The organism is Dyella sp. (genome assembly GCF_035685885.1).
In the GTDB taxonomy this organism is placed as follows: domain Bacteria; phylum Pseudomonadota; class Gammaproteobacteria; order Xanthomonadales; family Rhodanobacteraceae; genus Dyella.
Genome location: NZ_DASRZX010000119.1, coordinates 1 through 12,840, shown reverse-complemented (window position 1 = coordinate 12,840; position 12,840 = coordinate 1). Strand labels below are relative to the sequence as shown.

14 protein-coding genes are annotated in these 12,840 nt (G+C 66.3%); all 14 read right to left on the bottom strand.

From position 1 onward, the window contains the following. Window positions 1–135: 135 nt before the first annotated feature. A complete protein-coding gene (gene aspS / locus VFG49_RS13950) occupies window positions 136–1,905 on the bottom strand; it encodes an aspartate--tRNA ligase (protein WP_324861497.1) in 1,770 nt (589 codons plus the stop codon). A 131-nt stretch (window positions 1,906–2,036) separates the two neighbouring features. Next, window positions 2,037–2,612: a DUF3011 domain-containing protein gene (locus VFG49_RS13945; protein WP_324861495.1), complete on the bottom strand. Its 576-nt coding sequence runs from the start codon at window positions 2,610–2,612 to the stop codon at window positions 2,037–2,039. 125 nt (window positions 2,613–2,737) lie between these two features. Continuing rightward, window positions 2,738–3,040: a zinc ribbon domain-containing protein gene (locus VFG49_RS13940; RefSeq protein WP_324861493.1), complete on the bottom strand. Its 303-nt coding sequence runs from the start codon at window positions 3,038–3,040 to the stop codon at window positions 2,738–2,740. A 128-nt stretch (window positions 3,041–3,168) separates the two neighbouring features. After that, window positions 3,169–3,891 carry an adenosylcobinamide-GDP ribazoletransferase gene (locus VFG49_RS13935; RefSeq protein ID WP_324861552.1) on the bottom strand — a complete coding sequence of 241 codons (723 nt, stop codon included), beginning with the start codon at window positions 3,889–3,891 and terminating at the stop codon, window positions 3,169–3,171. After that, window positions 3,888–4,466 carry a histidine phosphatase family protein gene (locus tag VFG49_RS13930; protein ID WP_324861491.1) on the bottom strand — a complete coding sequence of 193 codons (579 nt, stop codon included), beginning with the start codon at window positions 4,464–4,466 and terminating at the stop codon, window positions 3,888–3,890. Before VFG49_RS13930 ends, VFG49_RS13935 begins: the two co-directional genes overlap by 4 nt. Next, complete coding sequence (gene cobT / locus VFG49_RS13925) at window positions 4,463–5,509, bottom strand: nicotinate-nucleotide--dimethylbenzimidazole phosphoribosyltransferase (protein ID WP_324861489.1); 1,047 nt, start codon at window positions 5,507–5,509, stop codon at window positions 4,463–4,465. The genes VFG49_RS13930 and cobT overlap by 4 nt, the downstream gene beginning before the upstream one ends. Next, complete coding sequence (gene cobU / locus VFG49_RS13920) at window positions 5,506–6,027, bottom strand: bifunctional adenosylcobinamide kinase/adenosylcobinamide-phosphate guanylyltransferase (RefSeq protein ID WP_324861487.1); 522 nt, start codon at window positions 6,025–6,027, stop codon at window positions 5,506–5,508. The genes cobT and cobU overlap by 4 nt, the downstream gene beginning before the upstream one ends. Continuing rightward, window positions 6,015–7,496 (bottom strand): cobyric acid synthase, encoded by a 1,482-nt coding sequence (locus tag VFG49_RS13915; protein WP_324861485.1) that lies wholly within the window; start codon window positions 7,494–7,496, stop codon window positions 6,015–6,017. The genes cobU and VFG49_RS13915 overlap by 13 nt, the downstream gene beginning before the upstream one ends. Beyond that, the gene (cobD, locus tag VFG49_RS13910) at window positions 7,493–8,485 is read right to left on the bottom strand and encodes a threonine-phosphate decarboxylase CobD (RefSeq protein ID WP_324861483.1); all 993 of its coding nucleotides are present in this window, start codon (window positions 8,483–8,485) and stop codon (window positions 7,493–7,495) included. The genes VFG49_RS13915 and cobD overlap by 4 nt, the downstream gene beginning before the upstream one ends. Then, window positions 8,478–9,395 carry an adenosylcobinamide-phosphate synthase CbiB gene (gene cbiB, locus VFG49_RS13905; protein ID WP_324861481.1) on the bottom strand — a complete coding sequence of 306 codons (918 nt, stop codon included), beginning with the start codon at window positions 9,393–9,395 and terminating at the stop codon, window positions 8,478–8,480. The genes cobD and cbiB overlap by 8 nt, the downstream gene beginning before the upstream one ends. After that, on the bottom strand, window positions 9,392–10,690 hold the full coding sequence (locus VFG49_RS13900; RefSeq protein ID WP_324861479.1) for a cobyrinate a,c-diamide synthase: 1,299 nt from the start codon (window positions 10,688–10,690) through the stop codon (window positions 9,392–9,394). Before VFG49_RS13900 ends, cbiB begins: the two co-directional genes overlap by 4 nt. A 2-nt stretch (window positions 10,691–10,692) precedes the next feature. Next, complete coding sequence (cobO, locus tag VFG49_RS13895; protein WP_324861550.1) at window positions 10,693–11,292, bottom strand: cob(I)yrinic acid a,c-diamide adenosyltransferase; 600 nt, start codon at window positions 11,290–11,292, stop codon at window positions 10,693–10,695. A gap of 32 nt (window positions 11,293–11,324) precedes the next feature. Continuing rightward, the gene (locus VFG49_RS13890) at window positions 11,325–11,903 is read right to left on the bottom strand and encodes a hypothetical protein (RefSeq protein ID WP_414649138.1); all 579 of its coding nucleotides are present in this window, start codon (window positions 11,901–11,903) and stop codon (window positions 11,325–11,327) included. A 58-nt stretch (window positions 11,904–11,961) separates the two neighbouring features. Continuing rightward, window positions 11,962–12,840: TonB-dependent receptor domain-containing protein (locus VFG49_RS13885; protein ID WP_324861477.1), on the bottom strand; the 879-nt coding region annotated here is incomplete at its 5' end.

Here is a 12,840-nt window from a genome sequence, read left to right as displayed (position 1 = left end):
TTCAGAAGAGTCCATTCTGCACAAAAAGTTGCGAAGAAATCGCGACGCAGTGCCCCGCAGATGCTTGCTCGCGTTCCATTGATGCGCTTCTTCCTGCCGTCATTCCGGTGCAGGCCGGAATGACGAGCGAAAGGATCACGTCGGCCTGGCTTCCGTCGCCACCTTCACGTGCAGCTCCTTGAGCTGCGGCTCGGACACGATCGAAGGTGCGTCGGTCATCAGGTCCTGCGCGCTGGTGGTCTTGGGGAAGGCAATCACGTCGCGGATCGACTCGGTGCCCGCCATCAGCGCCGCGATGCGATCAATGCCGAACGCCAGGCCGCCGTGCGGTGGTGCGCCGAACTTCAGCGCCTTGAGCAGGAAGCCGAATTTCAGCTCGGCATCTTCCGGGCTGATGCCGAGCAGGTCGAATACCGTGCTCTGCATTTCCGGGCGATGGATACGGATGGAGCCGCCGCCGATCTCGGCGCCGTTGAGCACCATGTCGTAGCCGCGGCTCACCGCCATGGCGGCATTGGCGCGCAGATCCGCGATGTCATCGACCTTCGGCGCGGTGAACGGATGGTGCAAGGCGACGAAGCGCTTCTCTTCCTCGTCGTATTCGAACATCGGGAAATCGGTAACCCACAGCGGCTTCCAGCTGTTCTCGACCAGGCCGCGATCCTTGCCGACCTTCAGGCGCAGCGCGCCCATGAAGTCGGTGACCGCCTTCCAACTGCCGGCGCCGAAGAACAGCATGTCGCCGCTTTGCGCGCCGGTGAGCTTGAGCACGCCGTCCAGCGCAGCGTCATCGAGGAATTTCGCCACCGGCGAATTGATGCCTTCGCGGCCCTTGGCGAGGTCGTCCACGCGCAACCACGCCAGACCCTTCGCGCCGTACTTGGCGACGTATTCGGTGAGCTGGTCGATTTCCTTGCGCGTGATGGTGGCGCCGCCCGGTACGCGCAGCGCAGCCACGCGACCGTTCGCGTCGTTGGCCGGCTCGGCGAACACCTTGAACTCCACGTGCTTCACGGCGTCGGCGATGTCGGTCAGTTCCAGCGCGATGCGCAGGTCCGGTTTGTCTGAACCAAAGCGGCGCATGGCCTCGGCCCAGGTCATGCGCGGGAAGCTGGCGTCCAGCTCCACGCCCTGCACTTCCTTGAACACGTGGCGGATCAACTCCTCCACGAAGTCCTGCACGTCCTTCTCCTCGACGAAGGCGAACTCAAGGTCGAGCTGGGTGAATTCCGGCTGGCGGTCGGCGCGCAGGTCTTCGTCGCGGAAGCAGCGGGCGATCTGATAGTAACGATCGAACCCGGCCATCATCAGGATCTGCTTGAACAGCTGCGGCGACTGCGGCAGCGCATAGAACTGGCCCGGATGCACGCGGCTGGGCACCAGGTAATCGCGTGCGCCTTCGGGAGTGGCCTTGGTGAGGATGGGCGTTTCGATGTCCTGGAAGCCGCGCGCGTCGAGGTAACGACGCAGGGTCTGCACCAGCTTGATGCGGGTGCGCATCATGCGCTGCATTTCCGGGCGGCGCAGGTCGAGGTAGCGGTAGGTCATCCGCATGTCCTCGTTGGGATTCTCGTGCATCGCGAACGGCAGGTCCTTCGCGGCGTTGAGAATCTCCACCTTGTCGGCGAGCAGCTCGACCGTGCCGGTGCGCAGCTTGTCGTTCACCGCCAGGCGCTTGCGGATGGTGCCGGTCACCCGCAGGCAGTACTCGTTGCCGATCTCGCCGGCCACGGCGAAGGCGTCGGCGTTCTCGCGCTCGATCACCACCTGGGCAAGGCCCTCGTGGTCACGCAGGTCGACGAAAGCCACGTGGCTCTGCAGGCGCAGCGTGTTGACCCAGCCACAAAGGGTGACGGTCTGGTCGACCAGTGCCTCATCGATGAGGCCGCAGTAATGCGTGCGCATGCGCTTGGAACTCCGGGCCGCGGGGCGGCGTGGTGCGTGGACAAGAGGACCCGGAATGTTAACACCGGTGTACCCGGCGGCGGGCGTTGAACGCCGCCGGGAAGGCCACGTTCAACGCCGCAAAGTACGGCTTACCAGCGGCGACTGACCGAGAACAGGCCGCGGCAGCCCTTGGAAACCCACACGCCGGCGCGGTTCCAGCCCCAGCTGTAGCCCTGTTCGCAGGCCGACCCGGAGAGCTGCCGCACCATGCGCACGTCACCCCGGCCGCCGACGTCCACCTGGCAGAAATGATACTGGCGGTCGTTGCTTTCGCATTGCAGGCGGATCTCGCGATCCCAGTCGGGACCCGGGCGCCAGCCGTTGTCCGGCGGACGGTAGCCCGGCGGCGGGTAGGAGCCGCCACCCGGCGGTCGATAGCCACCGCCTCGCCCCATTTCGACGAACTGGCCGCGGCAGCCGCGATCAACCCACAGGCCGCCTCGATCCACGCCCCAGGTCTGACCGCGCGTGCAGGCGCTGTTGGATTCCTGGCGGATCATTTCCGCGTCGCGCCACGGCACCTGGCAACGGGTGAAGCGACCATCGTCGCTGCCGCAACGGACTACGTCCCGGTCCTGCGCATGCGCCACCGGCGCGGCCGTCCATACAAGACCGGCCGCCACGCCAGCCAATACACCCATCCAACCCGTTCGTATCCGGAACATCGATCCACTCCTGCTGTGACGGGACGCCACGCTAGCGGGCACATCTTCAACCGGAATTGAATATCTTGCGACCCGGACGCAGGAACCTGCAGCCCGGCCACGTGGCGTTCAGATGCGCAGCCAGATCACTTGTCGCGGGAGCTGCTGCTCGAAGCTGGAGCTGGAGCTGGCGCCGGAGCGGGAACCGGTGCAGGCGCCGGCGCTGCGCCGGCGCTGTCGCCGGCAAGATTGCGCTTCTTGTCGCCATCCTTCTTGAAGTCGGTCTCGTACCAGCCGCTGCCGGCCAGGCGGAAACCCGGCGCGCTCAGGCGGCGCTTCACTTCGGCGACATCGCAGGCCGGGCAGACCGAGGGATCAGGGTCGGACATTTTCTGCAGGCGGTCGAAACGATGGCCGCAACTGCTGCATTCGAATTCATAGATAGGCATGGACACTCCGCATTCCGGCCGGCCCGCGGCAGGCATCTCGCCGGCCCGCATCGGCGGCAGTCCGTCATTATCGAGGCGGACGGGGCAAATTCAACGTCGGACGGTTGGTGGGACCCGGTGCGGCTGTTTCAGCCCAGCGCAAGGACAACCAGCACGGCCGCTTCGGTCAGCTCGGTCAGCGCACCGCAGGTATCGCCTGTCATGCCGCCCAGGCGATGCAGGCAGCTCCATCGCCAGCAGCCCAGCACCACCAGTGTGGCGATGACGGCCCGCAGGCCCGCGCCGCCCGCGCACAATGCGACGACCAATGCCACCGTCACGCTGATGACGCATGCCTTGCGCGATGCCCCGAGCAGCACGCTGCCCAGGCCGCCGCTGCGCACGTAGGGCGTGGTCATGAAGGCGGCCGTGAGAACTGCGCGCCCCAGCAACGGTGCCAACCATAGCGCCGTCGCCGGATGCGCCAGGCTGGCCAGGGCGGCGAACTTCAACAGCAGCACCAGCACGACGGCGGCAACGCCCATCGGGCCGCTGCGAGGGTCTTTCATGATGGCCAGCGTGCGCTCGCGATCGCCCAGTCCACCCACCCAGGCATCAGCCATGTCGGCCAGGCCGTCCAGATGCAGGCCGCCCGTCAGTGCCACCCACGCCACCAGCAGCAACGCTGCCGCGAGCAACGGAGCCGCCGACGACAGCAGCCAGGCGATGCAGGCAAGCACGCCACCGATCAGCAGGCCCACCGCCGGATACCAGGCCAACTGGCTCGAAGGTGAGGACAAACCACTGAGGGCATAGGCCGGCACGGGAATGCGGGTGAGGAAACCGATGGCGGCAAGCAGGGCACGCATCAGCCAGCCGCCTGCCCCACGGCTGGTACCGCCCAGTCAATCGCATGCAAGGACGCATGGGGCACGTCGAGGTTTGCCATGTCGCCGAAATCACGCCCTTCCGCTTCACAGCGAAGCAGGCGAATGGTGCCACCATGGGTGACGACCAGCACGCGCTGCGTGCTCGCCGCCACCGCCACGTCGTTGATCGCGGCACACAGGCGTTCGCGAAAGGCCGCAAACGGCTCCCCGCCGGGCGGTGGATGGGCCACCGGATCGGCCCAGAAGCGTCCCAGCGCATCGCCCTGTTGCTCGGCCAGCGTTTCGATGGGCACGCCCTGCCAGTCGCCGAAGTGATATTCAGCCAGCCTCGGGTCCACGCGCAGCGGCACGCGCCTCGCCGTCGCCAGGTCACCCGCGAATTCCGCACAGCGGCGCAGCGGCGAGGTGACGATGCTGTCCCAGCTGCGACCGAAGATCGCTCCACGCAACTGGGTCCAGCCAAGCGGGCTCAGCGCGTCATCGAGCTGGCCGCGATAGCTGCGCTGCCCGGTGTCACCGTGGCGCAGCAGGTCGATGCCGATGTGTTTGCCACTCATGCGCCGCTCACCCCCGCCTGCGCGAAGGTGGCCATGCGGGCGTGAAGCTCGCAGGCAAGGCGCAGCAGAGGCACGGCAGTAGCGGCGCCACTGCCCTCGCCCAGGCGCAGCCCCAGGTCGAGCAGCGGATCGGCGGCCAGCGCGGCAAGCAGACGCGCATGTCCCCGTTCGCGGGAGCGATGCGCGAAGAACATCCAGTCCCGGCAGGCCGGCTGGATGCGCACCGCGGCCAGCGCTGCGGCCGTGGTGATGAAGCCATCGACCAGCACCGGCAGCCCCTGTTGCGCGGCGGCAATATACGCGCCGCACAGCGCCGCGATTTCGAAACCACCAACGCGCTGCAGCCAGGTCAACGCGTCGCCGTCGTCGGAATACAGCGCAAGCGCACGCTCGATCACCTCGGCCTTGTGCCGGATGCCATGGGCGTCCAGGCCGGTGCCTGCGCCCGCAAGCGCGGATGGCGACTCGCCGAGCAAGGCGCAGGCAAGTGCCGCAGCGGACGTGGTATTGGCGATGCCCATTTCACCGCCGATGAAAAGCTGCGCGCCGGAGGCACGCGCCAGCCCCACGCTGTCGGCGCCTGCACGCAACGCAAGAGCGAGCTGCCCTGCGCCCATCGCGGCGCGCTCGCAGAAGTTGTGGGTCTGCGGCGCAATGATCGCGCGGCGCACGTGCGACAGCTCACCCGGATCATTCACGGTACCCAGGTTCACCACTTCCAGCGTCGCGCCCAGTGCGCCCGCAAGCACACTGATGGCGGCGCCGCCGCGTGCAAAATTACGCACCATCTCGCCAGTGACCACTTGCGGAAATACCGACACGCCTTCCGCGGCCACGCCATGGTCGGCCGCGAACACGCTGATCCACACCTGCTGCAGGGACGGCAGCGGATCGTGCTGCAAGCCCGCCAGTCGCACCGCCAAGGCCTCCAGCGTGCCGAGCGAACCCGGCGGTTTGGTCAATTGCGCCTGATGCAGAAGAGCGCACTCCCTGCTCTCCTCGTCAATGGCGACACAGGGTTCAAGCAGCCAGTCATGGCTCATGCAAGGCTTCCTTTGAGAGGCAACGGCAATCCCGCCGCGACAAACAACACGCGTTCACACTGTTCGGCCAGCGCCTGGTGAAGCCAGCCAGCCTCGTCGACGAAGCGACGCGTCAGCTCGCCCACCGGCACCACGCCCAGGCCCACTTCGTTGCTGACCAGCAACAGCTGGCCCGGCAACGCCGGCAATATCTGTAGCAAGGCTGTTCTTTCGTTGACGAATCGCGCGTCGTCACCGCTGCCCAGCAAATTGCTCAACCACAGGGTGAGGCAATCGACCAGCACGCAACGGCCGGGACGCGCATGCGACTGCAGCGTGGCAGCGAGCGCCAGCGGCTCTTCCACGCTCTGCCAGTGCGCGGGACGGCTCGCGCGATGGTGTGCGATGCGCGCCGCCATCTCGGCGTCATGCGCCTGCGCCGTAGCGATGTAGACCACTTCGTGGCCGGTATCCCTGGCCAGCCGTTCGGCCAGCGCGCTCTTGCCGGAACGTGCGCCGCCAAGGATCAGGGTGCGCATTGGCGTGCTCCTTCAAGACCCAGCAAGCGCGAAAGCAAGGCGGTGTCCAGATGGGTTTCCACCGCATCGGCGAGACGATCGATCGCCGCGTCACGCAGCCGCGGCAGATCGAACGGTTCGGCGCGCTCCAGGCCAGCCCACGCGAGCAGCGCCGCAAGCGCCTGCGGTTGGTCGAACAAACCATGCACGTAGGTGCCCAGCATTTGTCCGTCCGCCGACAGTGCGCCGTCCGGTCGGCCGCCATCGAGCACGCTCGAGGGAACATCCAACGCGCCGCCGCGGCTGATGCCGCAATGGATTTCGTAGCCGCCCATGCGCGCCTCTCCCAGGACCAATCTGCCTTCCACGCGGCGGAGCGCCTTCTGCGCTTCCAGCGTGGTTTCCATGTCCAGCCAACCCAGTCCTTCGCTCGAGCCCGGCTCGCTCTCGATACCTTGGGGATCATGCACGAGGCGACCCAGCATCTGGAAGCCACCGCAGATGCCGATCAGTTTGCCGCCGTAGCGAAGATGTCGTGCGAAAGCGGCATCCCATCCCTGTTCACGCAACCACGACAGATCGGCGCGCGTGCACTTGGAACCCGGCAACACGATGAGGTCGCACGCAGGCCACGTTTCGCCGGGACCAACGAGCTGCAGCGAGACCTGCGGATGCGAACGCAGCGCATCGAGATCGGTGTGATTGCTGATGCGCGGAAACGCCGGCACCGCAACGTGCAGGCGCGCGTGTGTTTTGGGCTCCGCGTCACGTGGCAGTGCGTCTTCCGCTTCAAGCAATAGCCCCTGCAGGTAGGGCAGCACGCCCACCACCGGCCTGCCCGTCTCGCGCTCCAGCCATGCCAGCCCCGGTTGCAGCAAGGCCATGTCGCCGCGAAAGCGGTTGATGATGAATCCGGCCACACGCGCCTGCTCGCTTGGCGACAGCAAGGCCAGCGTACCCACCAGATGAGCGAATACGCCGCCGCGATCGATATCGGCCACGAGCAGCACGGGGCAATCCACCGCCTCGGCGTATCCCATGTTGGCGATGTCCCGGTCACGCAGGTTGATTTCGGCGGGGCTGCCGGCACCTTCGACGATAAGCGCGTCATGGCGCTCGACCAGGCGATGGTGCGAAGCAAGCACGGCGTCCATCGCCACCCGCTTGTAGTCGTGATAGTGGCGAGCATCCATGTTGCCGATGGCCTGCCCATGGATGATCACCTGCGCACCGATGTCGCTGTTGGGTTTGAGCAACACGGGATTGAAGTCCGTATGCGGCAGCAGGCCAGCCGCCTGCGCCTGCACGGCCTGCGCGCGGCCGATTTCGCCACCGTCGACAGTCACCGCGGAATTGAGCGCCATGTTCTGCGGCTTGAATGGCGCCACCGCGACGCCCCGACGATGCAGCCAGCGGCATAGTGCGGTAACTACCGTGCTCTTGCCGGCGTCGGACGTGCATCCCTGGATCATCAATACGCGCGCGCTCATGATCCGACGTTTCCACAACGTGCCAGTGCCTGGTCGAGCCGATGGAATGCGGCGGCGTCGCCAGGCAGGCCGAAACGCAAGCTATGTGGCGCATCAAACAGGCGGGTGAGGATGCCCTGCCGGGCGAGTGCTTCGTGCATGGCGGCGGGCTGTCCGTCGCGCCACCACTGGAAGAAGGCGCACCCTGCCGCTGGCTCCATTCCGTGCTTCGTCAGCAGCGACGCAAGTTGCGCGCTGCACGCGTGCAGGCGTTCGCGGGCTTCCACATGCCACGCGCGATCCGCCAGCGCCCGCCTGAGCACGTACCGGCTTGGCCCGCTCAACGTCCAGGGACCGAGGCGTTCCCGCAGCGCGTGCAGCAGCGCTTCGCTTGCGGCGACGAATCCAGCGCGCGCGCCCGCCAATCCGAAGAACTTTCCGGCCGAGCGCAGCACCACCAGTCCCTCGCGCCACGCCTGTGCGCACAAACTGTCTGAAGGCGTCGCATCCATGAAGGCTTCATCGACCACCAGCCAACCACCCCGGCCTGCCAGTTGCTCGTGGCATGCAAGCAACACGTCCGGCGAGAAGCGTTCTCCGCCGGGATTGTTTGGATGAATCAACACGACGACGTCAAAGCGTGCCACTTCATCGACAAGCACCGCGGCGGGCAAGGTCTCGACGACGTGCCCGGCGCGGCGCCAGGCATGCGCGTGTTCGTTGTAGCCCGGCGAAATGACGCCGACGCGTGAATTGGATCGCAAGCATGGCAGCGCCTGGATCGCGGCTTGCGAGCCTGCAACGGGCAACACATGTCGCGCGCCGTAATACGCCCGTGCTCCGTCCACCAATCCGTCATCGTCTTCCGGCAGGCGCATCCAGGCCGATGGCGGCACCGGTGGCACCGGCCACGCGAACGGACTGATGCCAGTGGAAAGATCCAGCCACTCGTGGACAGGAATGCCGTATTGATTCGCTGCGCCCAAGAGTCGGCCACCGTGTTCAAGCATGGACGCCTCCCGCACACACCCAGCCAAGCAGCGCAACAACCGCCAGCCACAGCACGACGCTGCGCCGGACCAGCGCCAACGCGCGAACCAGGGTTGTGCCATCCGGCGGGGCGCCGCTTCCGAGCACCGGGCGAGGTTCCCAGATACCGTCATACGGCGCGGCACCACCAAGGCAAACACCCAGTGCACCCGCCCCCGCCGCCATGACCGGACCGGCGTTCGGGCTATCCCATGCCGGTGCCTGCATCCGCCAGCAACGCCACGCACGCCGGGCATCGCCGAGCAGCACATAGCTGAGCGCCGTGAGCCGGGCCGGCACGTAGTTCAATATGTCATCCAGTCGCGCCGCTGCCCATCCGAAGCGTTCGTAGCGAACGTTGCGATAACCCCACATCGCGTCGAGCGTGTTCGCCAGCCGGTACAGCACGGCACCTGGCGCCCCCAGGACGGCAAACCAGAACAGTGCACCGAACACGGCGTCATTGCCGTTCTCCAGCACCGATTCGCTGGCCGCCGCTGCGACCTGCCGTGCATCCAGCAGTCCGGTATCGCGACTGACCATGCGCCCGACCGCACTCCGCGCGGCGGGCAGATCGCCGGCCTCCAGCGCACGCGCCACCGGCAGCGCGTGTTCGCCCAGACTGCGCAGGCCAAGCGCAAGGTAGAGCACCGTCGTATCGAGTACGAATCGCAGCCATGGCGTCACCCATGCGAGCAACAGGGTGGCCGCCCCCCAAGGCAACACGGCGACGCACCAGGCGATCACGCCACGAGCGCGTTGATCGCCGTAGACCATCGACTCGATACGGCCGGCCAGACGTCCAAACAGCACCAGCGGATGCCCGCGCCGCGGCTCGCCGAGCCAGGCATCGAGCAGCACCGCCGCAATCATGGCAAAGGCCGTGTTCATGGCAGGAAAAGGCTAATCGCCGCCTCGACGTTGGAGGGAAAGTACGCATGCATGAAGCTGGCGGTCATGCGCTGCCGGCGATAGATGCCTTCGCGGCTTGGGCCACCATCGGGGTTGGTCGCCATGACCAGCGGACGCATGGCGATATCGGCATGGGCGTAATGAAACGTGTGGCCGCGCAGCTCGCCTTCCGGCAGCACCGCCATCTGCATGCCAAGACCACCGAGCCGCTCCTGCATGACGGCCTGCCCCGGCAGCAATCCGGCCATGGTCGCCACGTCGCCGTCGGCGTTGCCGAGCGAATCGAGCGCATAGAGCATGCCCCCGCATTCGGCGAGCAACGGACGGCCCGCCTCGACGTGCGCGCGCAGGTCACGGCGCAAAGCATCGTTGTTCGAAAGCGATGACAGATGCAGTTCGGGATAACCACCGGGCAACCACGCCGCATCGCATGCGGGCAAGGTCTCACCGGACAATGGCGAGAAGAAAACCAGCTCCGCACCGGCCTCGCGCAACACATCGAGGTTGGCCGGATACAGGAAGCAGAACGCCGCATCACGCGCGATGGCAACGCGATGGCCGCGCAGCCGAGGCCGGACCGTGGCATGAGCGGCAGGAGGAAAGGCCACCGGCGCCGGCAGCGCGGACGATGCATGCGCGGCCCATGCATCCGCCAGCGCATCGAGTCGTGCGTCGATGTCATGCATTTCGCCGGCGGACACCAGGCCAAGGTGTCGTCCGGGGAGTGACATGGCCGCATCGCGCGGCAGTGCTCCCAGCCAGGTGATGCCGGTGGGAACGCTCTGTGCCAGCAATTGGGCGTGGTACGCGCTGCCTACGCGGTTGGCCGCGACACCGAACACGTCCAGGCCTTCGCGATAGCGGGCCAATCCGAGGGCGAGGGCGCCAAAGGTCTGCGCCATGGCCGCACCGTCGATCACGGCCAGCACCGGCAAACCGAAGCGCTGTGCGAGATCGGCGCTGGAACAGCCGCCATCGAACAGCCCCATGACGCCTTCGATCAGGATGAGATCCGCCTCGCCCGCCGCCTCGTACAGGCGTGCACGAATGTCGTCCTCACCATTCATCCATAGATCCAGCTGGTACACCGGCGCGCCGCTGGCACGCTCCAGCACCATGGGATCGAGGAAGTCAGGGCCGGTCTTGAACACGCGCACGCGCCTGCCGTTGCGCACATGCCAGCGCGCGATCGCTGCCGTCACCGAAGTCTTGCCCTGGCCCGAAGCGGGCGCGGAGACCATGAGAGCGGGGCAAAGGCGCGCAGGCTTCGTCATGCTCAAAGCTCGATGCCTTTCTGCGCCTTGATGCCCGCCTGGAAAGCGTGCTTGACCACGCGCATGTCGGTGACGGTGTCGGCCAGTTCGACCAGCGCATCAGGCGCGCCACGCCCGGTAATCACCACGTGCTGTTGCGGCGGACGTGCCCTGAGCACATCGCAGACCTTCGCCGTATCGATGTAACCCTTCACCAGCGCGATATTGAGTTCGTCCAGCAGCACGAAGTCATAGCGCGCATCCGACAACATGGCGGCGGCGACCTGCCATGCCTTGTCGGCCGTTTCGATGTCGCGCGCCTTGTCCTGCGTTTCCCAGGTATAGCCTTCGCCCATGACGTGGTAGTCCAGCTCGTCGGGAAAGCGCCGGAAGAATGCCTCCTCGCCAGTCGAGAAACTGCCCTTGATGAACTGCACCACGCCGCAATGGAACCCGTGGCCGAGCGATCGCGCCAGCATGCCGAAGCCGGACGAGCTCTTGCCTTTGCCGTTGCCGGTGTTCACCACCAGCACGCCGCGCTCGATAGAGGCGCGGGCGATCTTGCGATCCACCAGCGCCTTCTTGCGCTGCATGCGCTCGCGATGGCGTTCGTCGGCACTCATGCCATTGATGGGTTCCGCGTTGTCGCTCATGCTCAGGCTTCCTGGTGCGCTGAAATGGAGTGTGCCGCCAGCCGCGCGCAAACAGCGTGCACGACCAGCGCCACGGCGACGTAGCCCATCGTGGTGCGCACGAACAACGGACCCCATTGCCACACGCGGGCGAGATATTGCGTGACCTGCGGATCGGGGTAGCGGCCGCCCAGCCAGTAGAACGAGCCATTGGAGATGGCAAACGACACCGACGCAGCCACCAGCGCCACGCCGAAGGCGCCAACCAGCGACAGGAACCGGCCCGTGAGTCGCGGCGCGTACCAACGCCCCGCGTACCACAGCACCGCGTAGGCCAGCGGAAGGAACGCATAGGCGGCGGTGACACAGAAATCGCTCACGCCTGCGTAGCTGATCGAAAGCCAGTCGAGTGCCACGGCAAGCACGACCAACACGGCGAACATCCAGTGCCGGCGCACATAGACGCCACCAAGGAAGAACACCGCCATCGACGCATCGGGCAGGTGCAGCATGTCGCCGAAATGCTTGAAGCGGGTGGCCACCATGACCAGCGCGAGCAGCAGCGCCAGCACGGCGAAACGTGGACCGGTAGGCATCTTCATCTCATGAGTTCCTGATCGATGGAGGGTGCGAGGCCGGCGAACCGGCCCCGCAGGTGCATCACTGGGCAGGCTGGTAGCGCAGCGTCAACATGGTGTTGCGGCCAGGCTGGTTGTAGTACCAGGCGGTCTCGTAGTCCTTGCCGAATGCGTTGTTGAGCGCGAGCTGCAATTTGAAGTCGCGCGAGATGGCATAGGCCACGCGGAAGTTCGTGATCGCGTAGCCGCCGAGCGGATGGCGGTTGGCCAGGTCGTCATAGCGACGGCCCGAGACGAACCAGCTACCGCCCACGCTGAAGGCGCCGAAACTGCGATCCACATCCACGTTCGCGGTCTGGCGCGCACGACGCGGCAGCAGATTGCCTTCGTAGTTGACCGACTCGTCACGCGGATCCAGCCACGTGGCCGTGCCCGTCACCAGCCAGCCTGCAACCTTGCCGCTGACCACGCCTTCCGCGCCGCGGATGCGCGCCTTGTCCACGTTGCCCGGCGCCTGGATGGCGGCGTCATAGGTGATGAGATCGGTGACGTTGTTGCGGAACGCGTTCAACGACCACCAGCCCCAGCCATAACTGCCGCGCAGGCCCAGCTCGACATTTTTCGAACGCTCGGGCTTGAGATCCGGATTGCCGTAATACGGGTAGTACAGGTCGTTGAAGGTCGGCGCCTTGAACGCGCTGCCGTAGCTCGCGGTGAGGCGCAGCGCCTGGGCGAAATCCCAACCCCACAGCACGCTACCCGTGTTCCTGCTGCCGAACTGGCTATTGTCGTCGTGACGCACGCTGGCCTGGACGGACTGGCTGCCGAAGGTCTGCTGCCACTGCGCGAACAGGCCGCGGTTGATGCGGCTGTCCACCGGCACCTCGGTGAACGGATTGATGTAGCCGGCCGTGCTGTCCACCTGGTCGCGCTGCCAGTCGAAACCGGTCGACAGCAGGCC

Excerpts from the sequence above, each read along its gene's own strand:
- VFG49_RS13945 (WP_324861495.1), bottom strand. The coding sequence starts at position 2,612 with ATGTTCCGGATACGAACGGGTTGGATGGGTGTATTGGCTGGCGTGGCG.
- cobU (WP_324861487.1), bottom strand. The coding sequence starts at position 6,027 with ATGCGCACCCTGATCCTTGGCGGCGCACGTTCCGGCAAGAGCGCGCTG.
- cbiB (WP_324861481.1), bottom strand. The coding sequence starts at position 9,395 with ATGAACACGGCCTTTGCCATGATTGCGGCGGTGCTGCTCGATGCCTGG.
- VFG49_RS13900 (WP_324861479.1), bottom strand. The coding sequence starts at position 10,690 with ATGACGAAGCCTGCGCGCCTTTGCCCCGCTCTCATGGTCTCCGCGCCC.
- aspS (WP_324861497.1), bottom strand. The coding sequence starts at position 1,905 with ATGCGCACGCATTACTGCGGCCTCATCGATGAGGCACTGGTCGACCAG.
- VFG49_RS13890 (WP_414649138.1), bottom strand. The coding sequence starts at position 11,903 with ATGAAGATGCCTACCGGTCCACGTTTCGCCGTGCTGGCGCTGCTGCTC.
- cobO (WP_324861550.1), bottom strand. The coding sequence starts at position 11,292 with ATGAGTGCCGACGAACGCCATCGCGAGCGCATGCAGCGCAAGAAGGCG.
- cobD (WP_324861483.1), bottom strand. The coding sequence starts at position 8,485 with ATGCTTGAACACGGTGGCCGACTCTTGGGCGCAGCGAATCAATACGGC.
- VFG49_RS13940 (WP_324861493.1), bottom strand. The coding sequence starts at position 3,040 with ATGCCTATCTATGAATTCGAATGCAGCAGTTGCGGCCATCGTTTCGAC.
- VFG49_RS13930 (WP_324861491.1), bottom strand. The coding sequence starts at position 4,466 with ATGAGTGGCAAACACATCGGCATCGACCTGCTGCGCCACGGTGACACC.
- cobT (WP_324861489.1), bottom strand. The coding sequence starts at position 5,509 with ATGAGCCATGACTGGCTGCTTGAACCCTGTGTCGCCATTGACGAGGAG.
- VFG49_RS13915 (WP_324861485.1), bottom strand. The coding sequence starts at position 7,496 with ATGAGCGCGCGCGTATTGATGATCCAGGGATGCACGTCCGACGCCGGC.